We start from the raw sequence: 23,143 nt of genomic DNA, 5'->3' as shown, positions 1-23,143 counted from the left end.
GGGCCCTGGTGTTGGCTGGTTCCTACTTCAGCTTGAAGTTGGCACTCATGGTGCTGCCGTCGGACGCCTTCATCGTGAGCCGGTAGCAAGTGCCGGCGCCCGTCGGAGTCTTCCAGTTGTAGATGAACTGGCCCGCCGTCGCATCGTAACGGAGTGACGTGTTGCCGGTTGCAGTCGTTTCAATTTCGTCGGTAGGGACAATCGGGGAGCACGAGATCTTCGCCATCGAGAACGACATCTGGCTTGGATCGGTGAGCTCAGTTGCGCCGGCGAACACTTCGAACTTGGCCGGTACGGTGCTGCCGCCCTTGACTGTGTTCAACACGCCGTTCATGTCGATGGGCTGGTAGAAGCCCTTCAGGGTCCAGGCCTTGACCTCGTAGTCATCGGTGATCGTGGTGGTGTTGCCTGCGTTGTCAGTGGCGGTGGCAGTCAAGGTGTGCGTGCCTACTGTGGTTTCGTAGCCGCTGACTGCGCAGCTTCCGGCAAGCCCGGAAAGGCTGTCGGATGCGACGCAGCCCGGGGCTGCCGGAGTGGAACCGTAGTAGCTGTCGGCCAGCAGCGAGCTGAAATTCACCGTCGGAGCTGTCTTGTCGATCTTGAAGCTGGCTGTTGCCACGCCAGCCTCCCGAACGTTGCCGGCGAGGTCTTCGAACGCAGGGCTTGCCACCTCGACGGCTTCGCCCTCACCGGAGGACGTTACCTTCTTGGTTGCCTCCAACGGCCCGGACACCGCATCGGTTGCCGTGAACGTAGCTTCGACGTCGTTCTTGTACCAACCGTTGGAGTTGGGCGCGGGAGCGGCTCCGGTGTAGGAAACATCCGGTGCCGTCTTGTCGATCTTGAACGACTGGCTCGCGGCGCCGGCGGCGGTGGTGTTGCCCGCTACGTCCGCGAATTCAGGGCTCTGGACGGCTACGGCTGAGCCTTCGCCGCTGGAGGTCACCGTCTGGGAGGCCGAGGCCGGGCCGGACGTTGCATCCGTAGCGGTGAACCGGGCGACGACGTCCGAGACGTACCAGTCGTTGTTGCCCAGGGTGCCTGTGGCGTCGGCGTAGCTGACGGTGGGGGCGGTCCCATCCCTCTTGAGGGACACGGTGGCCGGACCGGCGCTGCCGCCACCGCTGGTGGCTGAGCAGGAGTAGTCGTTGGGCAGCTGGTCGGTGGAGACCAGAGTGTCATCGCAGCCGACGAGCTGGAGCGTTCTGGGTGAATCCGGCTCGGTGACGGTCCAGGTCAGCTGGACCGAGTTCCTGTACCAGCCCGCCAGCCCGTCCGCCGCGGCAGGGCTGAGGGTGTAGCTGATCACCGGGGCAGTAGCATCGACGATGCCGTAAGTTACGGAACTTGTGGCCTTCATGCCGCCGCCATCGGTGTAGCTGCAGCTGGCCGTCTGGGACCCAATCCCCGTGGCAGCGTCATCGCCGGTGATGACGCTGAGGACTGCGGGGAAGGAGCTGGCACCGTCTTCAGCGTCCGTCACGTTACAGACCGCAGCAGGAACGGACCCTTTCGCGTAGGAGGCGCCCGGGGTTACCCCGCTGATCGACAGGACAGGTGCTGTGTTGGCCGGAGGGGCCACGTTTACTTGGAACGGAACAGCCGCGAGGCTAAAGGTGCCCCCCGAGTTGTTGGAGGCGACAGTCGCGGTCACTGTGGCTGAACCTGCCGCGACAGGGCGCACGCCTACCGTCGGCGTGTCGTTGCAGGATGTGAACGACACTTGCGGCGTGGTGATGGTCGCCACCGCGGTGTTGCTCGATTCGATATTCAGGGTGAGGACGGTCGATCCTGTGAGGTTACAGCCGTTCTTTCCGTCACCGTTGCTGGGGTTCAGTGCCAGCAGCGTGGATCCGTTGGACCCGCCGACGTTGAGGGGCATAACCTCCGCAACTGAATCAACGCTCGCATCAAGGGTGTTGTAAATGTTGTCCGCATGAACCACCCCCGCACTCGCGAGAAGAAGGCTTCCGGCCGCTAGGGTGGCCGCAGCCTTGACCCCGGCGCGGCGGAGCAAAATCTTGCCAGGCCCCGTGTCCTGGATTACTTCTGAATACTTCATGATGGCCTCCCTCATCCGCGGTGCAGCCGTTCCGATCGCACCGTAGTCCCACCGTAGGGATCACCCCCCGGCGAGCACACGCGTAATCCACACCCGTCTTTCGGGGACGAGTACTCGTTTTCCGGGGGCCCGTTTTGGCGCGCTACTTGGTTTGCCCGGGCGACGCCGCCAAAACACATGCTGTGAGTACTGCGAAAGCCCCTGAATATGACCGCACCGTACGCCCGATTAACTGCAGTTACGCCCTGTATCTCCGGGTTTCGGAAGCTTTGATTCCCTCGCTGGGACTGCCGGATAGTTGCAGCCAAGAACAACGATCCGTTCTGCAAGCAAGCAATTTTTAGGGGTAAACATGGCAACACTCAAGGCAAGGCAGGCTGCCGGTGCAGCAGTTGCAATCACCACACTTCTGGCGCTGGCCGCCTGCTCGGACCCGGGCGCAACGGCGGCGTCAGCACCGTCGTCGGGCTCTACGGTGACCGCGGCCGGCAAGACGTTCAACCTGGCCCCGGAGCAAAACCGCGTCAAAGTGAACGCGGACGCCGAAGCCGCCGCGCTGGTCCCCGACGCCATCAAGGCAGACGGCAAACTCACCGTGGTCACCACCGGCGGCACAGCCCCACTAAGCCTGTTCGCAACGGACAACAAGACGCTCATCGGCAGCGAGGTGGACATCGCCTACGCGGTCGGCGAGACTTTGGGCCTGGCCGTTGAGGTACTTCCGGTGGCGTGGGCCGACTGGCCCCTGGGCGTTGAATCCGGCAAGTACGAGGCAGTCCTCTCCAACGTCACTGTCACGGAGGCGCGCAAGGAAAAGTTCGACTTCGCCACCTACCGCAACGACCTGCTCGGCTTCTATGCCAAGACTGACTCGTCCATCGGCGACATCAAGGAAGCCAAAGACGTTGCCGGCAAGCGCATCATCGTCGGCTCAGGCACCAACCAGGAGGCAATCCTGGTGCGCTGGGACGAAGAGAACAAGGCCAAGGGCCTCGCGCCGGTCGAGTTCCAGTATTACGACGACGACTCCGCCTCCACGCTGGCGCTGCAGTCCGGGCGCGCGGACCTGACGTTCGGCCCGAATGCCGCAGCTGCCTACAAGGCGGCCAAGGACGGCAAGACCAAAGAGGTGGGCACGCTCAACGGCGGCTGGCCGCTGACAGCCGAAATCGCCTTCACCACCCAGAAGGGCAACGGCCTCGCCGTCGCCGCCCAGGCAGCCCTGAACCAACTGATCGAAGACGGCAGCTACGCCGAAATCCTGGACCGCTGGGGCCTGTCATCAGAGGCCATCCAGAAGTCCGAACTGAACCCGGCGGGCCTTCCCAAGAAGTAGGCCCGCCGACGAAGAATCCCCGCCGGACACTGTCCGGCGGGGATTCTTGTGTTTGAAAACCTTATTCATTGATCCCCACCCGCCCCCTCGCCTCTCAAGCTTGGCCAGGGAAGCCAGCCGGCGTGGGCCTCATGCTAAAGCAGCTGCTCCCAGACCGTCAGCTGCAGGCGGACCAGTGCGCCGCCGTCGTCCTCGGCTGCTGAGCCGTCCTGGTCACGCATGGCCTGCGCCTGCACCAACTTTGCCGGCAACGCCCGCCTCGGGACGGACCGGGGCAGCCAAGCCAAGGTTCTCCCGCAGTGTTGTGCCCGCATAGTCGGTGGGGTAGATGCCACGTTCCTGGAGTTCCGGGACAAGGTGGTTGACGATGTCGTCCAGGCCGGTGGGGATGAGCCACGGCGAGATGTTGAAGCCGTCCACCGCACCGGTCCGGGCGTAATCCACCAGCCGGTCCGCCACCTCGGCATAGGAGCCGTTGAACGTGGCGTCCACTCGGCTGGTCTTGCTCGACACAAACTGCCGGATGCTGAGCCCCTTCTCCTTCGCTTCGGCCCGCCACTGGTCGGACAGCTGGCGCGCCTTCGCCCCGTGGAAGCCGCTCCCCCGGGTCTCCGAGGTTTCCTCCACCACCGGGTCGATTTCGGGCAGCGGGCCGTCCGGATCGTAGCTTTGCAGCTCGCGGCCCCAGAACTGTTCCAGGTAGGCGAGGGCCTGCTGGGGTCCGATCTGCAGGCTCCGGACCCAGGCCTTTTTGTCCTTGGCTTCCTGCGGCGTAGCGGCGAGGATGAACTCGCTGGCCGGCATGATCTTCACATCGTTGGCGCCACGGCCTGCCTTGAGGGAGCGGGCCACGATGTCGCGACGAAAGTCCAATGCGGCCTCGAACTTCGGATGGGCTGAGAAAATCACGTCCGCCTGGCGCGCGGCGAAGTCCCGCCCCTCCGGTGAATCGCCTGCCTGGAACAGAACTGGCCGGTGCTGTGCGCTGCGGGGCAGCTTCGGCAGTACGTCAACGGTGTAGTGCCTGCCTTCATGCCGGACCCGGCGGATGGACTCCGGCGAAACCCAGGATTCCGCGGCCCCGGAGGCCGCGATCGCGTTGTCGTCCCAGGCATCCCAGATCCGCTTCGCCGTCTCCACGAACGCTTCCGCGTGGACGTACCTCTCAGCGTGGTCAAGGTAACCGCCGCGGCGGAAGTTGGCACCCGTCCAGGCGTTGTCAGTGGTCACCACGTTCCATGCAGCCCGCCCGCCGGACAGCAGGTCCAGGGTGGACAGCCGGTGGGCGAGGTCCGCCGGATCGTTGTAGGTGGTGTTCTGCGTGGCCACGAGTCCGATGTTCGAGGTCACGGACGCCAGTGCCGCCAGCATGGCCTGCGCGTCAGGACGGCCTGCAACGTCCAGGGCGTGGGGACGTCCCAGATGCTCCCGCAGGCGCAGGCCTTCACCCAGGAAGAACGCCGCGAACAGCCCGCGCTCCGCCGTCTGGGCGATGCGCCGGAATGATTCGAAATCAGTCTGCGACCCGGATTCCTCCGCCTTCCAGACTGTTCCGGAGTTCACGCCCTGGAAGAAGACGCCCAATTGCAGCTGCCCGGACGGCCGGAATCCGCCGTCGATCTTGGTATCAGTCATGTGTTCTCTCCTCAGTTTCCGGCGGTTGCGCGGGTTATGGGGCTGGCGCCGGTTCCGGGGCTGGCGCCGGAAGGTACGACGGCGGCACTCGCTGCGGCATACCGGCTCACCGGGCGGGACAGGCCGAGCAGGTCGCGGAAGGTGGCGTCAGGCGCCACCGGTGCGAGCAACCCGCGGCGGCGAAGCTCCGGAAGGACCAGTTGCCCGAGTTCTTCCACGTCCGTGCCCAGGACTGCTGGATGCAGGCGGACTCCGGCGGCCACCGCCAGCAGCCCGGCCAGCACTTCAACCAGTTCGGCGGCCGATCCAACAAACCGTGCCCTCGGGCTTTCCCAGACGGCGTGCTTGTCCAGTTCAGCCAGCCTCCCGGCAGCGGACTGGCCGCGGGCGTCCAGGATCACGTCGAGTTCGGCGATGAGGGCAGGGGCACCGGCGCCTCCCGCGTCTTCGAATCCGGCCGCAGCCTCCCGCAGTTCGCCAGCCAGCAGCTCCGGCGTCGGCGCGGACACCAGGAGCGCATCTGCAGCGCCGGCCGCGATAGCGTCGGAATCCAAGAGCCCGGCGGAAGCCAGCACGGGAAGCTGGCCCTGCGGCGGCCGCGGGATGATGGAGGGGCCCTTGACGGAGTAGTCCTGGCCCTGGAAGTCGGCGTAGTGGAGCCGATCCACGTCGAGGTAGCGGCCGGTGGCCACGTCCCGGATGACGGCGTCGTCCTCCCAGGTGTCCCACAGCCGGCGGCCTACCTCGATGGATGCCGCGGCCTCGCGGGTACGCCGTTCCGGGTCCGCAGGTTCACGGCCCACGGCCGCGGCCTGGGCGGCTGATTCCTCCTCGGAGGAGCTGGCCGCTGCCAGCCAGCCTGCGCGGCCCCGGGACACGTAGTCCAGGCTGGCCAGCTGGGTGGAGATGTGGAATGGCTCGGTGTAAACCGTGTCCACCTCCGGGACCAAGGCGATGGACCGCGTGATCGGCGCAACGAAGGCGGCCTGCTGCAGGGCGTTCAGACGGCCGTTTCCGTTAACGGATATTCCGGTTTTAGCTCCGCCGTCGCGGAATGTGGCGGCGTGGAAACCGGCCGATTCCACGGCCAGGACGTGCTCGCGCAGATGCTTCGGCCCAAGCACCGACGCCGGTGACGAGCCGGACTTCCGCCAGGCCGCCGGGTGCCCGCCGTCGCCGTCGAGCTCTATCAGCAGCAGCCCTTTCCCGCGGCCCTGGGCGCCGCTCACTTGGCGCCCTGCAGCTCGCTGGCGCCCTGCAGTTCACTGGCGCCCAGTTCGCGCGTGCCCGAGCGTTCAAACGGCGTCTGTTCGCCAGCCTCAATGGCAACCGCGAGCCGGTTTTCGGCGGGCGGCAGCGGGCATGTGGCCAGGTCCGTATAGGCGCAGGGCAGGTTCACGGCACGGTTGAAGTCCAGGAGCACTGTCCCGTCCGGCCCGGGTTGGCCCACGGCCAGGGATCGGTTGGCGGCGTACGTCGTCTTGCCGGACGTGGCGTCGGTGAACAGCACGGACAGCGTTCCGGGGGCGTGGCCGTTGAAGGCCGTCAGCGTCAGGTCCTCGCCGGCAAGGCTGAAGCGGATCTCGCCCGGCGCCTCATAGACGTGCTGAATGCCTTCGACGGCGGCGCCCACCGTCGTGGGTCGCGGCTCCGGGAAAGGCACAAACGTTCCGGTCACCGCGTAGGAGGGATCCGGCTGGTACGCGGGCGTTCCGGTGTAGTCCGCCAGCAGGGCGTTGCGGGGGTGCCGCGGCCGGACGATGTATTCCCCGCCGCGCTTGGCCAGCTCGATGACCGAGTCACCCGAGCGCAGGTTGATCCCGCCGCGCTCGGCGATGGGGCCCAGGACCAGGCTCGCACCGTCCTCGCCGTTCAGTTCCTGGCCTTCCCGCTGCAGGGTCTCGCCCGGCTCCAGAACCACGCGGACGACGTCGTTATCCACGCTCCAGGTGCCCGGGGCACCTTCCAGCCGGGTCGCGGAGCCGCCCAGCCAGTGCAGGTGCGTGACTGCCAGGAAGCCGTGCGGGTCGGCGCGGTGCCGCTCGTGGGCGGCGTGCCACTCTTTCCAGGCGTCGGTGAAGGATGCGTTTTCAGTGTGCGTAGGCATGGTTGCTCCTGGTGGCGTTGACGTCGGCGGATGCCGGGCGGCTGCCGTAGGGATCGGCGGCCTCCCAGAGGGTGGTGGGGGCAGCTGCCCGGACGGCGGGAATCACTTCCAGCGCAAACCGTTCCAGGATGTCCAACTGCTGCTCGTAGGGCAGTGTGGTGGGCAGCGAGATGGACTGCAGGTCGTGACCGTAGAACGAGTGGTAGCTGAGGATCTTGTCGATGACCTGTTCCGGGCTGCCCACCAGTGCGGGGCCTTCGGCGACGGCGTGCTGGATATCGCGGAACGGCGAGTTGTTGCCCGGCACGTTGCGGTTTGCCGTCAGCGCCTCGTAGATCGGTCCGAACTGGCGGATGGCCTCCTGCGTGGTGTCGGCAATGAACACTCCGCCGGCACCGCTGCCCGAGCCAACGTACTGCTGCTTCGGGTCGTGGCCGTGGCGTTCGTACTCCTCGCGGTAGTGCTGGATCAGCACTTGGTAGTTTTCCCGCGGCTGGATGGCGTTAGCCGTGAACAGGGGGTCTCCCCACTGCGCTGCCAGCGCAGCGGAGGTCAGTGTTGTAGCAGACCCGTGCCAAATCCGTGGTGCGCCGTCGAACGGGCGGGGCGTTGTGGTGGTGGGCTCCGTCAGCGCGGACCGGAAGCGGCCGGACCAGGTCACGTTTTCTTCCCGCCACAGCCTCCGCAGCAGCCCGTACTTTTCGGCCAGCAAGTCCCATTGGTCCGCGAGGTCCAGGCCAAAGAGCGGATACTGCAGCACCTCGTTGCCCTTGCCGATCACCAGTTCCAGCCGCCCGCGGCTCAGCTGGTCGATGGTGGCGTAGTCCTCGGCCACCCGGACAGGGTCCAGCACGGACAGCACGGTGACGCCGCTTTGCAGCCGGATCCGGTCCGTCACGGCCGCGATCGCCGCGAGCACCGTGGCGGGCGAGGAGGAGATGAACTCCCCGGCGTGCCGCTCCCCCACCGCGAAGCCGTCGTAGCCGAGGTTCTCCGCCCGGCGCGCCGTTTCCACCACTTGGTTGAGCCGGTCCGCCGTCGAAACAATCTCCCCGGTGAGCGGATTCTTCAGGTGCGGGATGATGTCCAGGACCTGGAACTTCACTTCGCTGCCCCAGGCTGGGTTGCGGCGGGCTGGGCGGCGGCGAAGCTCTCCTCGGTGATGGTCTTGGATTCAGGCAGGGCTTCCTCGGAAAGGCCCCAGCGTTCCAGCACCTCTGCGTAGGAGCCATCCTCAATAACGGCGTTGAGGGCGTCCGTGATCACCGGAGCCAGGCCGTTGCCGCGGAGCGTCGTGGCAGCCACGAGGGTCTCTGACGGCCAGCCGGCGTTGACCTTGCCCACCACTTTGAGGTCATCGCGCGTGTTTTCGCGGTACACCGTGGACGGGTACGGGGCGATGTTCAGATCGGTCCGGCCGGAGGAGAGCGCCAGGATGGTGTCGGCGTCGGAGGAGTAGTACTGCAGGACGGCCGGCGCCTTGCCATTGCCCTCGAGCTCCTTGTTCCAGGCCAGCAGGATCTTCTCCTGGTTGGTCCCGGATCCTACGGACACCTTCAGGCCGGAGATGTCGTCCGCGCCCTTGATGTCGTAGGTGGCGGATTTCTTGGCTTCGAACCCCATGTAGGCGGCCCGGTAGCTGGCAAAGTCGAACAGCTTCACGCGGTCCTTGTTGACACCAACGTTGGAGAAGACAGCCTCGAAGTCGCCGGACTGGGTCTTCAGTGGCCAGTTCTCCCACGACGTCACCTGGATGTCGAGCTCCAGCCCCAGCTTGTCCGCCACCAGCTGGGCGATGTCCAGCTCCGAACCGATGGCGGTCTTGTCGTCGGTGGCGTGGAAGGATAGCGGAATGGACCCGGCCGTCGTGGCGACCGTCAGCTTCCCGTCCTTGCCGATCAGCTCCGGAACCTTGGCCGCGAGCGCATCGTCCTTGTCTGCCCGGATTCGCTGCTGTTCAGGGGAAGTGTTGTACACCACGCCGTTGCGTGCCGCCGTCGTCTGGGCTTCTCCGGAGGTGCCGGAAGCGGACGCGCCGGGATCGGAGCAGGCGGACAGCGCCACGGTACCCAGAAGGACGACGGCGGGCAGTGCCGCCAGCAGGCGAGCGCGGCCTGCGCCGGGCTTGGGGGATGTGAAGAAGGCCATTTTGTGGAGTTCCTTAGATGTTGAAAGCCGGTTCGAGCACTTTGGAGAAGAAGCTCCGGGTGCGTGGTTCCTGCGGGTTGGTGAAGACTTCCCGCGGGCTGCCCTGTTCCACGATCTGGCCCTCGTCCATGAACACCACGGTGTCGGCCACGTCGCGGGCGAACCCCATCTCGTGGGTGACGATGATCAGCGTGGTGCCGGACTTGGCGAGTCCGCGGATGACGTCCAGCACTTCGTTGACCAGTTCGGGGTCCAGCGCGGAGGTGGGCTCGTCGAAGAGCAGGATTTTGGGATCAAGGGCCAGGGCGCGGGCGATGGCCACGCGCTGCTGCTGGCCGCCGGACAGCTGCCGGGGGTAGGCGCCGGCACGGTCCTTCAAGCCCACGCGGTCCAGGAGTTCCAGGCCGCGGCGTCGCGCCTCTTCCTTGGTGCGGCCCTGCGCCACGACCGGCGCCTCGGCCACGTTCTCCAAGGCGGTCAGGTGCGGGAACAGGTTGAAGTTCTGGAAGACCATGCCTATTTCAGTGCGCTGCTTCAGGATGTCCTTCTCGCGCAGCTCGTGCAGCCGCTTGCCGCGGACCTCGTAGCCCACCAGCGTCCCGTCAATGGCGATGTGGCCGCCGTCGACCTTTTCCAGGTGGTTGATGGTGCGCAACAGCGTGGACTTCCCGGAACCCGACGGTCCCACGATGACGGCCACACCGCCCGGTTTGACCGTGAGGGTGATGCCTTTGAGGACCTCGGTGGAGCCGAAAGACTTCCGGACCTTGGTGATTTCCACGAGCCCGCGGGTGGGCCCTGAAGCGGGGGCGCCAGTAGCCGTGTCAGAGTATGGCTGGGTAGCGGTGGCTGTGCTCATCGCGGGCTCCTTGCGCGGTTGGGTGCCACAGCATGGGTGGCGAAGAATTTGCGGGCCTTCTGCAGGGGCGTCAACGGCAGTGTCCGGACAGCACCCTTGGAGTAGTGCCTCTCGATGTAGTACTGGAACACGCTAAGGACCGAGGTGATCACCACGTACCAGAGGGTGGCCACCAGGAGTAGCGGCAGGACCTGTTGGGTGCGGTTGTAGATGACCTGCACGGTGTAGAACAGCTCGGAGTAGGCCAGGACGTAAACGATCGAGGTGCCCTTCACAAGGCCGATGATCTCGTTGAATGCCGTGGGCAGGATGGCGCGCATGGCCTGCGGGAGGACAATCCGGGTGGACCGCCGCCAGGCCGGGATGCCTAGCGCCGCGGCCGCCTCAAGCTGGCCTTGATCTACCGAGAGGATGCCGCCGCGGATGATCTCGGCAGAATAGGCGGCCTGGTTCAGGGTCAGGCCCAGCACCGCTGCCGCGAATTGGCTGATCAGGGTGGTGGTCTGCACCTCGAAGAAGCGGACGTCCGTGAAGGGGATGCCAAGGCTGACTTTCTCGTAGAGGTAGCCCAAGTTGTACCAGAGCAGCATCTGGACCAGCAGCGGGGTGGAGCGGAAGATCCAGGAGAAAGTCCAGGACACCGAGACCAGCAGCGGTGAGGCGGAGAGCCGCATCAATGCGAGGACGAAGCCCAGGACAAATCCGAGGATGCCGGAAATGGCGGTCAGCTTCAGCGTCTCCAAGAGCCCGTTGATGACGGACTGGGCGGTGAACCACTGCGCCACGACTCCCCATTCCCACCGCGGGTTGGTGGCCAGAGACCACGCCACGGCGGCCACGCCCAGTGCCACTGCAGCGGTTCCAACCCAGCGCCACGGATGCTTCGCGGCCACCAGCGGGTAGCCGGAGTAGTCGATGGCAGGCCCACGCGGTCCGCTGCTGCCGGAGTGGCCTGGGGTTCCCGGACCGGACGCTCCTGGCCCGGCAGTTCCCGGACCCGTCGTTCCCGCGCCGGTCGTTTCCGCGCCTGTGGGCGCCGGTTCGGTGGACCCCGGTTCGGTGGGCGCCGGTCCGGTGGCCTGCCGTGCTGCTTCTGACTCTGCCGGCTGGGCCACTTTGGTTACTGCTGAACTCATGCGCCACCTCGCTTCTTCACTGGCTTCTTATGCTCGGGATCCTGTTGCAGGACCCGGATGCTCCGGGCCGCTGGCTGCAAATCTAGGGCGGCCGGGAAACGGGCAGCAAGGCGCCAAGTTGCATAAGTTCACCGGGCTTCGCACGGCGTCATGAGTCGGTTTCTTGCGTCCCTTGACGGCCTGTGACGCGGAGTTAACGGGCGTTACCGGCACGTCGACCGCCATCGTCCAGGCTGCCTAGCATGGGCACTCAACCACCGTCCCGTCAGGAGCCTCCATGCCAGCCAACGTCCCTTCGGTTGTCTTCCTCGGCGGCGGTCCGCGGGCTGCGGGCGTGCTGGAGCGGCTGGCGGTGAACCGTCCCGCACTTTTTGACGGCCCTTTGGACATCCATGTGGTGGAGCCGCACGAGCCGGGCTCGGGCCGTATCTGGCGCTATGACCAGCACCCGGGGCTCATGCTCAATTCGGCGGCCGCGGATGTCACGATGTTCACCGACTCCTCAGTGGCCTGCGAAGGCCCGGCCGCCGATGGTCCCGGGCTCGCCGCGTGGGCAGCCGGCGTGCTCGACGGGTCCATCACGGACGTTCCGGACTTCCCCCGCACCATCCGGGAGCAGTTGCGCTACCTCACCGGTGCCACGTTTCCCACCCGCCAGCTGCAGAGCCAGTACCTGGAGTGGTTTTTCCGCCGGGCGGTCGCGGCACTCGGCGGGAACGTAACCGTCCACCGCACCACCGCCGTCGCCATTGAGCGCGTGTCAGCCCGCTCGGGTGCCGCGTCCAGTACCGCGTCCGACGACGGCGCGCACCTGGTGCGCCTGGCCAACGGTGGCGAGGTGCGTGCCGACGTCGTGGTCGCCGCACTGGGCCACACGGACTCGCGGCCCGACGCCGCGTCCGAGGCCTGGTCCGGCTTCGCTGCCCGGCACGGCGGTTTCCACGCGGCACCCAGCTACACCACCGACGTCGACTACTCACCCCTTGCCCCGGGCCAGGACGTCATAGTGGCCGGCATGGGGCTCGCGTTCGTTGACCTGCTCGTCCTCCTCACGGAGGGGCGGGGCGGCCGGTTTGAAGAAACGGCCGAGGGCGGTTTGCGGTACGTTGCGTCCGGCCGCGAACCGAAGCTCCTGGCCGGGTCGCGGCGCGGTGTGCCCTACCATTCCAAGGTGTCCGCAGCCCTTCGCGGGGAGGCCCCGGGTGACCTGCTGTTCTTCACTCGGGACGCTGTGGACGCTCTCCTGGAGCTCCATACGGAACTGGACTTCCGCAGCCACCTCTGGCCGCTCATCGCCAAGGAAGCCGGCTACGGCTACTACCGCGAGCTGTTCACGGGCAGCCCCGAAAAGGTCAGCACAAGCTGGGCTGAATTCGCCAGCCGCTTCGCTGCCCTCGACTGGTACAGCACAGCCCGCGAGGAACTGGTGGCCGCTTCCGTCCAGGACAGCAGCCTCCGCCTGGACCTGGAGCGCCTGGACCGGCCGTTCGCCGGACAGTCCTTCCCGAGCCATTCCGAGGTGCAGGACGCGGTGGCGAAGTACATCGAACACGATCTTCTCGTCCGCGACGGGCCCGACCACCCCGAGACGATGGCCCTGTTTGTGGCGCTGTTAAAGGTGTACATGGACCTCGGCCGGCTGGTTCCGGCCGAGCGGCTCAACGCCCGCTCGCAGCAAACCGTGCACGGCTGGTGGCACGGCTTCTTCAGCTTTGTGGACTCCGGTCCGCCCCCGCGCCGGCTGCGGGAGATGCTGGCCCTCCACCGCGCCGGGCTGTTGGACTTCCTCGGTCCCGAGATCTCAGTGGGAACGGACGAGGCCACCGGAGACTTCGTGGCAACGTCAGCCCAGTCCGGCGTTGCCGTCCGGGCGAAGGCCTTCATCGAGGCGCGCCTTCCAGCGACGTCAGTGGCCGGATCGCTGAACCCGGCGCTCCAGTCAATGCACGACGCCGGACTGGGAACCGAACAGCAGCTCCTCACCGCGGATGGCATCCACTCCACCGGCAAGCTGCTGGTGTCCGGGAATCACCAGCTGGTGGACGCGGAGGGCCGGGCCCAGGACCGGATCTTTGGCATCGGTCCTGGGACATCGGGCTGGGGCGCCGGAGCGTTCGCCCGGCCGGGCACCAACGCCGCCCCGTTCCGCGAAAACGATGCCCTGGCCCGGCACGTCCTCACCGTAGTGGCGGGGATTTATGCGGCTGACCCTTCCAGCGGGGCAGGGTTAGTCGGGTCCCACACTGCCGGGTCCCGCACTGCCGGGTCCCACACTGCCACCCAGCCGGCCGCCGTCGGGAAGGCCTGAAAAATGGAAACAAAGACGCCCCTCGACCACGCGGCGCTGACTGTGCTGAACCTTCCCATGCACGATCCCCGGGTGCGGCCGCTGCTGGATGAGCTCGCGGTGGAATACGACTCCCGGTACGGCGATCTCTTCGGCCGCGGCGCGGCAGCCGAGGAACTCAACCGCTACCCGGCAGCCGAGTTCGCCGGCCCGGGAGGGGCGCTGCTGATGATCCAGGAGAACGGCGGGTCCATTGCCGGCGGCGCCTTCCGGCGGTACGACGCGGACACCGCCGAATTTAAGCGCATCTGGACGCACTCCCGGCACCGCCGTCGGGGGCTCGCCCGAGTGGTGCTCACCGAGCTGGAGCGGCTGGCGGCCCTCCGCGGCTACCGGCGGATCTACCTCACCACCGGTCCCCGGCAACCCGAAGCCAAGCACCTGTACCTGGCCACCGGGTACGAACCGCAGTTCGATATTCATGCCGATCCGGCGACGATAAAGTCCCTGGCGTTCACCAAGAATCTCCCGGGCCCGCCACTAAGCTAGCGGCATGGCCAACAAAACCACCGCAGAGAAGCTAGCCACCATCCAGAAGGGCTACGCCCTCGAAGGTGCCACCATCGAACTCGGTGCCGCCATCATCGACGGCGAACTCCACAAGGAAGCCCAGGTCCGGCTTCCGCTAGCCATGATGAACCGGCATGGCCTTGTGGCCGGAGCCACCGGCACGGGCAAGACCGTCACCCTGCACATGATGGCAGAGCAGCTGTCCACCGCCGGGGTCCCGGTGTTCCTTGCCGACATCAAGGGGGACCTGTCCGGCCTTGCCACGGCCGCGGCCGGCAGCGAGAAGCTCGCCGCGCGGACCGAGAGCATCGGCCAGGAGTGGGCGGGGAAGACGTTCCCGGTGGAATTCCTGGCCCTGGGCGGCGACGGCAACGGCGTGCCCGTCCGCGCCACCGTCACGTCGTTTGGCCCCATCCTGTTGTCCAGGGTGATGGAGCTCAACGACACCCAGGAGTCCAGCCTGCAGCTCGTATTCCACTTCGCAGACAAGAACAACCTGGAACTTATCGATCTGAAGGACCTCCGCTCGGTCATCCAGTTCCTGACCTCGGCCGAGGGGAAGGACGAACTTGCCGAGCTGGGCGGTCTCTCCAAGGCCACGGCCGGCGTCATCCTCCGGGAACTGGTGAACCTGGAAGCGCAGGGGCTGGAACGGTTCTTCGGCGAACCGGAGTTCGACACCGCTGAGCTCCTCCGTACGGCGCCGGACGGCCGCGGCGTAATCACCTGCCTGGAACTGCCCACGCTGCAGACCAAGCCCATGCTGTTCTCCACGTTCCTGATGTGGCTGCTGGCCGACCTCTTCGAGGACCTGCCAGAGGCCGGGGATCTCGACAAGCCCAAGCTGGTGTTCTTCCTGGACGAAGCCCACCTGCTGTTCAACGACGCCTCCAAGGCGTTCCTGGACGCCATCACCACCACCGTCCGGCTTATCCGGTCCAAGGGCGTGGGCATCTTCTTCGTGACCCAGACTCCCAAGGATGTGCCGGCGGACGTCCTCGGCCAGCTGGCCAACCGTGTCCAGCATGCCCTGCGCGCCTTTACGCCGGAGGATGCCAAGGCGCTCAAGGCCACCGTGTCCACCTTCCCGGTCAGCGATTACGACCTTGAGGAAACGCTGACTTCGGCGGGGATCGGCGAAGCCGTCATCACGGTCATGAATGAGAAGGGCGCCCCCACCCCGGTGGCGCATACCCGGCTCCGCGCGCCAGAGTCCGTCATGGGCCCCAGCTCGGACGAACTGGTCAAAAGCACAGTGGCCGGCTCCGCGCTGCTGGCCAAGTACGGAACCTCGGTGGACAACGTCTCCGCCTATGAAAAGCTCACGGGCAAGGCTGCGGCGCCCACTGGAGCGGCGGCACCGGGCGAACCACCCGTGCCCGGAGCTCCCAGGAGCCAGGCCGACGTCGATGCCGAGGCCCGCAGGATCGAGGAAGAGATCCTGGGCCGGCCCAGCAGCCGCCCGGCCCCATCGCCGGTACCGTCGACCGCACCGGAAAGCGGCGATTCCGGGCGGTCCCCAAGTGCCCCACGTGCCCCCCGGACACGGGCATCGCGTGCCCCGGAACGGCCCGCCCCGGCAGGCGGCGACCTGGCGGGCGACCTCGCCGGAGCCTTGGGCGGGGCGCTGGGCGGCGGGCTGAAGAGCATGGTCCGTTCCATGGGCACCCAGCTCGGCCGGGAACTGCTGCGAGGCGTGTTTGGCACGTCGTCCCGGCGCCGCCGCTAGGCCCAAACTGACGATGTTCCAGGAACTGGAGTGCCGCCGTCGGGCCCTGGTAAAGCGGCCGGTGCACGTCATGCAGGCGTGCCCCGGCACCCGGAATTGGCGGGCTTGCAGGTAACGTGGGGGACGTGCAGATGAGTCAAGCGTTGGTGAGGATCGCGGCCGGATGGCTGTTGGGCCTCATGCTTGCCGTGGCCGGAGCCATCGTGGCGGTGAACCTCGTGAACGATACCGTGGCCAGTCCGCAGCAGCCTGTGCGCGAGTACCTGGACGCGCTGCACAGCGGGGACGGCGGCAAGGCATTAGGCCTGCTACGGGCCACTGTCCCGCAGGCCAACGCCGCCATGCTGGACGGTACAGCCCTGCAGACAGCGGCCTCGCGGTTCGCCAACGTCAAGATCGGCGAAGCCGAAGCGCGGCCGCGCAACCAGGTCATGGTGCCCATGGAGTACACCATCGACGGCAGCCGGCTGCGGACCGAATTCATGCTGGAGAAAACCGGCACCGAGTGGCTTTTCTTCAATACCTGGGCCTTTGTTCCCTCACGGCTGCCAACCGTGGACATCACCGTGGTGAACGCCAGCGAGGCCACCGTCAACGGCGTGCCGGTCAACATGCCCAACGGCCGCAACACGTTCGCCGTCTTCTACCCCGGCGAGTATGAGGCGTCCCTGAACGGCGAGTATTTCGCTGCCCCGCCTACGCGGGCCACGATCACGGGCAACAACGTCCCTGTTGCTCCACTGAACCTGCTGACCCAGGCCACGGAGGACCTGAAGGAGGACGTCGGGGCCAAGGTCAAGGAGTTCCTGGACACGTGCGCCGCCGAGGCCCAGAAGCAGCAGAAACTGCAGCCGGACTGTCCCTTCTACTACGCCAGCAACAACACGGTGTACGACGGCACCATCAAGTGGAGCATCACCGAGTACCCGGAGATTTCCATCGAGCCCTTCGGCGGTCGTTGGGTGGTGGCGCCGCTGGATGGCAAAGCCCGCGTGGAGGCGGTCCAGCAGAATTCCTTCACGGGCGCCAATTTCCCGCTCAACGAAGAAGTGGACTTCAGCTTCACCACCCGCCTGGACGTCGCCGGCGACACCATCAAGGTCACGCCGCTGCTGAGCTACTAAGCCCTGCTGGTCAGTACCCCTGCCGCACTGGCCCAGTTTTGGGAGGCTGCCCGTTGCATTACCAACTGCCTTCGTGGCGGTTGCGTTGATAACTGGGCCGGTTCGGTTGGGGCCACCGCAGCGAACCACGGGCAAGCACCTCCCGCACCTGCGCCAGGACAGATTCCGGTGCGTGAACGACGTCATCATAGAAGAACCTGAGCACAGGCAGTCCCTGCAGTGTGGCCGAGTTGTCCCTGCGGCGGTCCTTCTTGAACTGCCGCGCCTCAAGATGGAACGCAAGTCCGTCGATCTCCACAATGAGGAAACCCTCCAGCAGGAAGTCCACCCGCCCGATGCCGTCGATCCATACTTGGGTCTCTGTGGAAATACCGGCATCCCTGAACAGCACCCTGGCCAACGTCTCGAGGAGGGAATCTGCGCCGCGGTCCACCTTGGACACCACGGTCCGCGCCTTGCCGCAACGATTGCCGGTCAGGTGGCGGAGCAGGAATGCAGGGTCGATGTCTCCCCGGTTGTATGCACACTCCACCATGACCAGGGATTCGAGTTCCGGCAGGCATAGCAGCGCATGCAGCAGGACATCCGGAAGGGCTGCAAGCGTCCCGTGGCTGGGCTGCTGCGTCAGTGGAAGACGGTGGCTGACACAGCCCACAGGGTTCCGGCCATTACTCTGCCAGTAGTGAGGCCGCACCGGAGGACGGAGCTGCCAGAGGCCGAATGCTGGAGCGGCAGACACGCACGTGAGGAGACCACGAGCGCGCCCGGCGGCTATGAGCTGCGGATCAGCGCCCGCAAGGGCCAGGAGCCCCCGCTGCACGCGAACCACTTCGCCGCTCCGCAGCGCCCGGCGAAGTCCGGTTTCTGTGGCCCCGGCAGTCAGCACTTCCCGCGTCAGCAGCACTCCGCCCGCCGACCTGAGGATCTCCGTGGGGTCCATAAAGCCACAATGTCGGCCCTCCCGGCCTGCAGACAGTCCCGGAACTGGCTATGTGGATAAGCCACGCCTCGGACCAGCGCCCAAACTGGCCCAGTTTTGGCGGCAGCAAGGACAAAACTGGCCCGGTTCCCCACCCTCGCGGGTCGAAAACCGGGCCAGTTCGGCACTTAGGTCACGACGGCGGCGCTCAGTCCATGCCGCGCAGGTCCAGGACCAGCTCGGTGTCGCCGTCGTCCTGGAGCAGGACCGGAATGCCCCAGTCCTGCTGGTACAGGTGGCACGCGGCGTGGTCCGGGATCTCACCGTCCTCGGTTTCTGGCCCGTCGCAGGCCGCGGCGCGGGCCGTAATGTGCAGGATGCCCTCGGGGACGTCGGCGGAGAGCTCCACAGTCCGGAGCAGCCCCACCGAGGTTCCTCCGCCGGCCACGATCAGCTCGGGCGGCGTGGAGGAGATCTTCATCTGGGTGGGATCGCCCCAACGGTCATCGAGCTTCTGGCCGGTGGGCGCGGTGAAGCGGACCTTGAGCTCCAGCAGGCCGGGGGCAACCGGGCTCTTGGGCCGGTGGGTCTGCACTGCTCCCTCATCCACCTGCTGGGCTTCCTTGGGGATCGGCACGTACACGAGCTGGTGCTTGTTGGCCTCCACCACTACGAGCAGCGGTTCGGAGCCTGCCGCGTGGGTGTGGTCCACGATGACGTCGGAGGGTTCGGCCAGCCCGCGCGCCAGTGTGGAAACAGTCTTGGACGCGGGGTCATACCTTCGCACCGCGCCGTTGTACGTGTCAGCGATGGCCACCGAACCGTCCGGCAGGACGGTGACACCCAGCGGGTGCTGCAGCCGGGCCTCAGTCGCGGCGCCATCACGGAAGCCGAAGTCGAACAGGCCCTTTCCGACCGCGGACTCCACGGTGACCGTGCCGCCGTCGTCAATCACGAGTTTGCGCAGGGCCGACGTCTCAGAGTCAGCCACCCATAGGTTGCCGTCAGCGTCCTCGGCGAGGCCAGAGGGCTGGGCAAACCAGGCCTCGTGGCCCTGGCCATCCAGCAGGCCTTCGAGGCCGTTGCCGGCGGCGATGGCTACGGCACCAGTCAGCGGGTCAAAACTGAAAATCTGGTGCGTTCCGGCCATGGCTATCACTACTGCCTTGAGCTTGCGCGACCAGACGACGTCCCACGGGGAGCTCAGGGAGACTTCCAGCGGGTGCTCGCTGAGGCGGCCCGTAAACCCAGCGGCGTCCTCGTCAACGCGGGCGGGGCCTGTTTCCAGCAGCCGTTGAATGCCGTTGCCCACGAGGGTGGTGGCCTTTCCGTCCTGCAACGACAGCCCGCGGAGGCGGTGGTTGACGGAGTCGGCAATGACGACGTCGTAGCCAACCTTCGCTGCCACGTCTTCCGGGAGCAGCACCAGGCCTTGCGGCTCGTTGAACTGGGCGGTGGCCGCGCCAGGATGGGCTGGGTCAGCGGCGGCAGGGCCGTCAACGTGGCCCTTGGTGCCGGTGCCATAGGTCGCCAGGACCGTGTGGAAGTCGGTGTCCAGCTCCAGAATGCGGTGGTGGCCGGTGTCGGTTACCAGCCACGAACCGTGGGTTGCTGCGGCATCAACGGAAGTCCCGCCGTCGGAAGCTCCTGCATCCTGTCCCGGGCTGTGTGCTGTTCCGCGTCCGGCAGGCAGGAACAGGGCCTTGCCTGGGAACCGCAGCGTGCCCGACGTCGGTTCCGGCGCCACGTACGGCCCGGAACCGCGGTGCAGGGTCCCCTTGGCCTCATGTTCGGCGATCAGTTCGGGGATGAGCACGGCGAGGCCGTCGGCGTGGCCTTCACCGGACAAGTGGGCAACGATGTAACCCTCGGGGTCGATGACAACCAGGGTGGGCCAGGCACGCGCGGTGTAGGCCTTCCAGGTTTCCAGTTCGGGGTCGTCAAGGACCGGGTGGTGGATCTCGTAGCGCTCCACAGCGGCCGCCAGGGCAACGGGGTCTGCTTCGTGCTCGAACTTGGGCGAGTGCACACCGACCGTGACCAGCACGTCGGAGTACTGCTCCTCCAGCGGCCTCAGTTCGTCGAGGACGTGGAGGCAGTTGATGCAGCAGAAGGTCCAGAAGTCGAGGAGCACAATCTTCCCGCGCAGGGCTTCAAGGTCCAGCGATTTGCCGCCGGTGTTCAACCAGTTGCGGCCCACCAGTTCGGAGGCCCGGACTCGGGCATGAGTGCGTACGGTTTCGCTCATCAGCGTCCTTCCAGCTTGTTGCGTTCAGCCAGCTTGGCATCGCGTTCGGCCAATTTGGCAAACATATCGTTGTAAGCAGTCAGATCGGCGTCGTTATTCCTGTCCGCTGCCCGGTCCACGCGTTTGGTTTCACGCGCGTCCGACCGGGACCACATTACGGCCACGCCAATCGCCACCAGCAGGGTGGGTACTTCACCGATGCCCCACGCCACCGCACCTCCGGTCTGCTGGTCCAGGAGGGCCGATGGTCCCCAGGCCCGGCCGAGGTTGCCGAAGTAGTCAGCCGCCAGGAGGTTGGTCCCGCCCATGATGGCCACGCCGAAGAAAGCGTGGAAACCCATGGTGGCCAGGAGGAGCACCAGCCTCATGGGATACGGTGCACGTCGGGGCAGCGGATCCGTGCCGATCATGCTCAGGATGAAGATGTAGCCGGTGAGCGCAAAGTGCAGGTTCATCAGTTCGTGGCCAACATGCTCGCGCATCGCGAACCCGAATGCGTCCGAGTAGTAGAACAGGACGATCGATCCAGCGAAGTTGCCGGCCGCGAAGATAGGGTGCGTCACGAGCTGCGAGAACTTCGAGTGCACAAACACCAGAAGCCATTCGCGCAGACCCCGGGAGCCGTCCCTCCGGGCAGGGAGCGCCCGGAGGGCCAACGTCACGGGTGCGCCAAGCACCAGGAAGATGGGCGCCACCATGGTCAGGGCCATGTGGTCCACCATGTGTGCTGAGAACAGGACCCGGCCGTACACCGCCGGCGGCCCGGACGTTATGTACGTCAGCACCATCAGGCCGAGCACCCAGTTCACCGTTCGGAACCACTGCCATTTGTCGCCACGGCGCAGCACCTTTGCAACACCGAGGGCGTAGGAGACCAGCCCGAACACCGCGACAGCGATCCACAGCCAGTCCAGGCGCCATTCCGTCAGCCAGCGCTCGGGGGTCAGCTCCGGGGGCAGCTCGTAACCAGAGAGGATGAAGGCAGGGGACGCATCGGGGGCGAACGTGGTGGGCTGCGGCGGGGCGGACCGGCTCAGCGCTACGGCAACGCCGGACGTGGCACCCATGATGAGGAGTTCCACCACCACCAACTGCCACAGGACGCGTCGGGACGAGAACGCGGATCCCTTGCGGCCAAGCTGCGGGATGACCCACTGGCGGTGCATAAATCCGATGCCGCCCAGGACCAGTGTGGCGGCGGTCTTCGCGAGGATCAGCTGCCCGTAGGCGGAGCCAAAGAGGTCAGCCCAGCTGGTGATGCGGATGCTGGCATTGATGACACCGGAGGCAAAGACCAGGACGAAGGCGAAGCCGGCGAGGGACGAGAACCGGCGAAGGGTGGGTTCGGTAATGTCCGCTGCAGTGCCGGGCTTCGAGGCGGTCAGGATTCCCGAAAGCAGGGCCAGCAGAATGATGCCGCCCACCCAGGCACTGACGCCTACGAGGTGGAGGCCCAGGGAGTTGATGGCGCCTTCGTGGTCGGAGGAACTGGACGAGTGGCCGATCAGGGCAGCTGGCACCAGGCCAATGAGCGCCAGGACCAGCGTGAGTGCGAGGCCTCCGAGCGACCGCACACCGAACAGAGCCGTGGTGACGACCGCCGCGATGATGGTGACGGCGAGCCAGGCGCGGCCGGTCTCAATGTCCGTCATGAAGTAGACCAGTGCCTGGGTAAATTCAGCGTCCCCGGAGATGCCCTGGCCCGCGACGTCCGAGTACGTGAGCACCAGGACCGCGATGGCTGACAGGGTCCAGGCTGCACCGGCTGCAGCCGCCACGGCCAAGGCCCTTGAAAACGCCGGGTGTTCCGGGCCGTCGTCGTCCTTGGAACGCCGGGACGCGCTCCGGGGCAGGATGCCGACGGCGAAAATCAGGCCGCCCACTACCGTTGCCAGGGAGACGTTGTGGATGGCTTTGCTGATAGGAAGCCCCCAGCGGGCCAGCGCACCCGGGTCAGAGACCTCACGGGCAGCGGCCGCACCGGAGAAGAGGAGCGCTGCCGTTAATCCCAGGAGCAGTGCCGCCAGGCCGGCCAGCTGCCACGGCCGCGAGATTCCCAAGGCACCGGCCAGTCCAGGCGCTCCCTTGCCGGGCATGGGCTGGGGCGCGGTGGAACGGGATTTTGCTGCGGAAGGCACCTATCCATTGTCCGCTACACGTGCCGAGGCGGCGAATCGGCTTAAAGCGGTGGAGCGGCAACCAAAGGGTTGCCGCTCCACTGATGCTGTTGAAGAAAATTACTTCTTCTTGGCTACTGCAGCCTTCAGCTTGGAACCAGCGGTCAGCTTGACGCTGTGGCCGGCTGCGATCTGGATGGTCTCGCCGGTCTGCGGGTTGCGGCCGGTGCGGGCTGCACGGTCGGTGCGCTCGACGGCGAGCCAGCCCGGGATGGTGATCTTCTCGCCCGCGGCGACAGAGGTCTCGAAAACCTCGAACAGTGCGTCGAGGACGGAGTTGACGGCTGCCTGGCTGGTGCCAGCCTTGCCTGCTACCTCTGAAACAAGTTCACTACGGTTCTTAGCCATTGATGTCCTCCTGGACGGTCATGATTTCTGGAGCCTGCACGCGGCATGCGTACAAGCCACTGTTCGAAAACTTACCAGCTTGGGCCGCCGAGGACCGCAAATTCCGCGTGTTTCCGCGACTTTTTGACTCAAATCACCAGATTTGAGGGGATTTTTGCGGGAATTGCGCCCACAGCGGACGCTCTCGCAGTTGTTGCGGGTTTCCCCGAACGCTCTCGCAGTTGTTGCGCGGTTCTGCCGGATGTTCCCGGTGTGGTGTGGGTGGGGTCCGACGGCGGCGCCCGGGGTGGGTGCGTCTGGGCGGGTTCCGGCGGGGGTGGGTGAGGGTCGCCCAGGAAGGCTTCAGGATGTGGGAGGGGGTTGGGGGTGTGTGTTAAATGGGAGAACCCCCCAACACGTGTGTGTTGGGGGGTTCTCGACCTTAATGGTTGTCCGGCGGTGACCTACTCTCCCACACC

General features: G+C 66.2%; 17 protein-coding genes. 5 read left to right on the top strand and 12 right to left on the bottom strand.

Annotation, left to right across the window (positions count from 1 at the left end; translation table 11 throughout):
• Positions 1 to 22: 22 nt before the first annotated feature.
• Entirely contained in the window at positions 23 to 2,062 is a 2,040-nt protein-coding gene (locus tag ACFC25_RS21195; RefSeq protein WP_376048820.1) for a PxKF domain-containing protein, read from the bottom strand.
• Between the two features lie 352 nt (positions 2,063 to 2,414).
• Here ACFC25_RS21195 and ACFC25_RS21190 point away from each other — a divergent pair, with 352 nt between their 5' ends.
• Positions 2,415 to 3,398, top strand: coding sequence for an ABC transporter substrate-binding protein (locus tag ACFC25_RS21190; RefSeq protein WP_376048817.1), 984 nt, complete (start codon positions 2,415 to 2,417; stop codon positions 3,396 to 3,398).
• 213 nt (positions 3,399 to 3,611) lie between these two features.
• Here ACFC25_RS21190 and ACFC25_RS21185 read toward each other — a convergent pair whose 3' ends face one another.
• The 7 genes from ACFC25_RS21185 to ACFC25_RS21155 are packed head-to-tail and all read right to left on the bottom strand — an operon-like array spanning position 3,612 to position 11,283.
• Positions 3,612 to 5,033: an NtaA/DmoA family FMN-dependent monooxygenase gene (locus ACFC25_RS21185; RefSeq protein WP_376048814.1), complete on the bottom strand. Its 1,422-nt coding sequence runs from the start codon at positions 5,031 to 5,033 to the stop codon at positions 3,612 to 3,614.
• A gap of 11 nt (positions 5,034 to 5,044) precedes the next feature.
• Complete coding sequence (locus ACFC25_RS21180; protein ID WP_376048811.1) at positions 5,045 to 6,262, bottom strand: LLM class flavin-dependent oxidoreductase; 1,218 nt, start codon at positions 6,260 to 6,262, stop codon at positions 5,045 to 5,047.
• Entirely contained in the window at positions 6,259 to 7,140 is an 882-nt protein-coding gene (locus ACFC25_RS21175) for a DUF1684 domain-containing protein (protein WP_376048808.1), read from the bottom strand. The genes ACFC25_RS21180 and ACFC25_RS21175 overlap by 4 nt, the downstream gene beginning before the upstream one ends.
• Positions 7,124 to 8,245: an LLM class flavin-dependent oxidoreductase gene (locus ACFC25_RS21170; protein WP_376048805.1), complete on the bottom strand. Its 1,122-nt coding sequence runs from the start codon at positions 8,243 to 8,245 to the stop codon at positions 7,124 to 7,126. Before ACFC25_RS21170 ends, ACFC25_RS21175 begins: the two co-directional genes overlap by 17 nt.
• Positions 8,242 to 9,288 (bottom strand): transporter substrate-binding domain-containing protein, encoded by a 1,047-nt coding sequence (locus tag ACFC25_RS21165; protein ID WP_376048802.1) that lies wholly within the window; start codon positions 9,286 to 9,288, stop codon positions 8,242 to 8,244. The genes ACFC25_RS21170 and ACFC25_RS21165 overlap by 4 nt, the downstream gene beginning before the upstream one ends.
• A 13-nt stretch (positions 9,289 to 9,301) precedes the next feature.
• The gene (locus ACFC25_RS21160) at positions 9,302 to 10,147 is read right to left on the bottom strand and encodes an amino acid ABC transporter ATP-binding protein (RefSeq protein WP_376048799.1); all 846 of its coding nucleotides are present in this window, start codon (positions 10,145 to 10,147) and stop codon (positions 9,302 to 9,304) included.
• Complete coding sequence (locus ACFC25_RS21155; RefSeq protein ID WP_376048797.1) at positions 10,144 to 11,283, bottom strand: amino acid ABC transporter permease; 1,140 nt, start codon at positions 11,281 to 11,283, stop codon at positions 10,144 to 10,146. The genes ACFC25_RS21160 and ACFC25_RS21155 overlap by 4 nt, the downstream gene beginning before the upstream one ends.
• A gap of 277 nt (positions 11,284 to 11,560) precedes the next feature.
• On the opposite strand from ACFC25_RS21155, the gene ACFC25_RS21150 reads away from it, so the two are divergent.
• From ACFC25_RS21150 to ACFC25_RS21135, 4 genes are all read left to right on the top strand, one after another.
• The gene (locus ACFC25_RS21150; protein WP_376048794.1) at positions 11,561 to 13,591 is read left to right on the top strand and encodes an FAD/NAD(P)-binding protein; all 2,031 of its coding nucleotides are present in this window, start codon (positions 11,561 to 11,563) and stop codon (positions 13,589 to 13,591) included.
• 3 nt (positions 13,592 to 13,594) lie between these two features.
• On the top strand, positions 13,595 to 14,119 hold the full coding sequence (locus ACFC25_RS21145; RefSeq protein WP_376048791.1) for a GNAT family N-acetyltransferase: 525 nt from the start codon (positions 13,595 to 13,597) through the stop codon (positions 14,117 to 14,119).
• Between the two features lie 4 nt (positions 14,120 to 14,123).
• On the top strand, positions 14,124 to 15,869 hold the full coding sequence (locus ACFC25_RS21140) for a helicase HerA-like domain-containing protein (RefSeq protein ID WP_376048788.1): 1,746 nt from the start codon (positions 14,124 to 14,126) through the stop codon (positions 15,867 to 15,869).
• A 131-nt stretch (positions 15,870 to 16,000) separates the two neighbouring features.
• The gene (locus ACFC25_RS21135) at positions 16,001 to 16,993 is read left to right on the top strand and encodes a hypothetical protein (RefSeq protein WP_337347498.1); all 993 of its coding nucleotides are present in this window, start codon (positions 16,001 to 16,003) and stop codon (positions 16,991 to 16,993) included.
• 58 nt (positions 16,994 to 17,051) lie between these two features.
• Here the strand turns inward: ACFC25_RS21135 and ACFC25_RS21130 are convergent, their stop codons facing one another.
• The 4 genes from ACFC25_RS21130 to ACFC25_RS21115 form a co-directional block, all read right to left on the bottom strand.
• A complete protein-coding gene (locus ACFC25_RS21130) occupies positions 17,052 to 17,933 on the bottom strand; it encodes a type IV toxin-antitoxin system AbiEi family antitoxin domain-containing protein (protein WP_376048785.1) in 882 nt (293 codons plus the stop codon).
• 187 nt (positions 17,934 to 18,120) lie between these two features.
• Entirely contained in the window at positions 18,121 to 20,160 is a 2,040-nt protein-coding gene (locus tag ACFC25_RS21125; protein ID WP_376048782.1) for an NHL domain-containing thioredoxin family protein, read from the bottom strand.
• Positions 20,160 to 22,256 (bottom strand): cytochrome c oxidase assembly protein, encoded by a 2,097-nt coding sequence (locus tag ACFC25_RS21120; RefSeq protein WP_376048839.1) that lies wholly within the window; start codon positions 22,254 to 22,256, stop codon positions 20,160 to 20,162. Before ACFC25_RS21120 ends, ACFC25_RS21125 begins: the two co-directional genes overlap by 1 nt.
• Positions 22,257 to 22,397: 141 nt before the next feature.
• The gene (locus ACFC25_RS21115) at positions 22,398 to 22,685 is read right to left on the bottom strand and encodes an HU family DNA-binding protein (protein ID WP_056341443.1); all 288 of its coding nucleotides are present in this window, start codon (positions 22,683 to 22,685) and stop codon (positions 22,398 to 22,400) included.
• Positions 22,686 to 23,143: the final 458 nt, after the last annotated feature.

Origin of the sequence: Pseudarthrobacter sp. NPDC055928, from assembly GCF_042270935.1 — a bacterium.
Classification (GTDB): Bacteria; Actinomycetota; Actinomycetes; order Actinomycetales; family Micrococcaceae; genus Arthrobacter.
Note: the sequence above shows the minus strand (reverse complement) of the source record. Positions and strands in the feature narration are given on the sequence as shown.

Bases quoted from the DNA above. Each gene is read 5' to 3' on its own strand.
- ACFC25_RS21195 (WP_376048820.1), bottom strand. From the start codon at position 2,062: ATGAAGTATTCAGAAGTAATCCAGGACACGGGGCCTGGCAAGATTTTG.
- ACFC25_RS21190 (WP_376048817.1), top strand. From the start codon at position 2,415: ATGGCAACACTCAAGGCAAGGCAGGCTGCCGGTGCAGCAGTTGCAATC.
- ACFC25_RS21185 (WP_376048814.1), bottom strand. From the start codon at position 5,033: ATGACTGATACCAAGATCGACGGCGGATTCCGGCCGTCCGGGCAGCTG.
- ACFC25_RS21175 (WP_376048808.1), bottom strand. From the start codon at position 7,140: ATGCCTACGCACACTGAAAACGCATCCTTCACCGACGCCTGGAAAGAG.
- ACFC25_RS21165 (WP_376048802.1), bottom strand. From the start codon at position 9,288: ATGGCCTTCTTCACATCCCCCAAGCCCGGCGCAGGCCGCGCTCGCCTG.
- ACFC25_RS21160 (WP_376048799.1), bottom strand. From the start codon at position 10,147: ATGAGCACAGCCACCGCTACCCAGCCATACTCTGACACGGCTACTGGC.
- ACFC25_RS21155 (WP_376048797.1), bottom strand. From the start codon at position 11,283: ATGAGTTCAGCAGTAACCAAAGTGGCCCAGCCGGCAGAGTCAGAAGCA.
- ACFC25_RS21150 (WP_376048794.1), top strand. From the start codon at position 11,561: ATGCCAGCCAACGTCCCTTCGGTTGTCTTCCTCGGCGGCGGTCCGCGG.
- ACFC25_RS21145 (WP_376048791.1), top strand. From the start codon at position 13,595: ATGGAAACAAAGACGCCCCTCGACCACGCGGCGCTGACTGTGCTGAAC.
- ACFC25_RS21140 (WP_376048788.1), top strand. From the start codon at position 14,124: ATGGCCAACAAAACCACCGCAGAGAAGCTAGCCACCATCCAGAAGGGC.
- ACFC25_RS21135 (WP_337347498.1), top strand. From the start codon at position 16,001: ATGAGTCAAGCGTTGGTGAGGATCGCGGCCGGATGGCTGTTGGGCCTC.
- ACFC25_RS21130 (WP_376048785.1), bottom strand. From the start codon at position 17,933: ATGGACCCCACGGAGATCCTCAGGTCGGCGGGCGGAGTGCTGCTGACG.
- ACFC25_RS21125 (WP_376048782.1), bottom strand. From the start codon at position 20,160: ATGAGCGAAACCGTACGCACTCATGCCCGAGTCCGGGCCTCCGAACTG.
- ACFC25_RS21120 (WP_376048839.1), bottom strand. From the start codon at position 22,256: ATGCCCGGCAAGGGAGCGCCTGGACTGGCCGGTGCCTTGGGAATCTCG.
- ACFC25_RS21115 (WP_056341443.1), bottom strand. From the start codon at position 22,685: ATGGCTAAGAACCGTAGTGAACTTGTTTCAGAGGTAGCAGGCAAGGCT.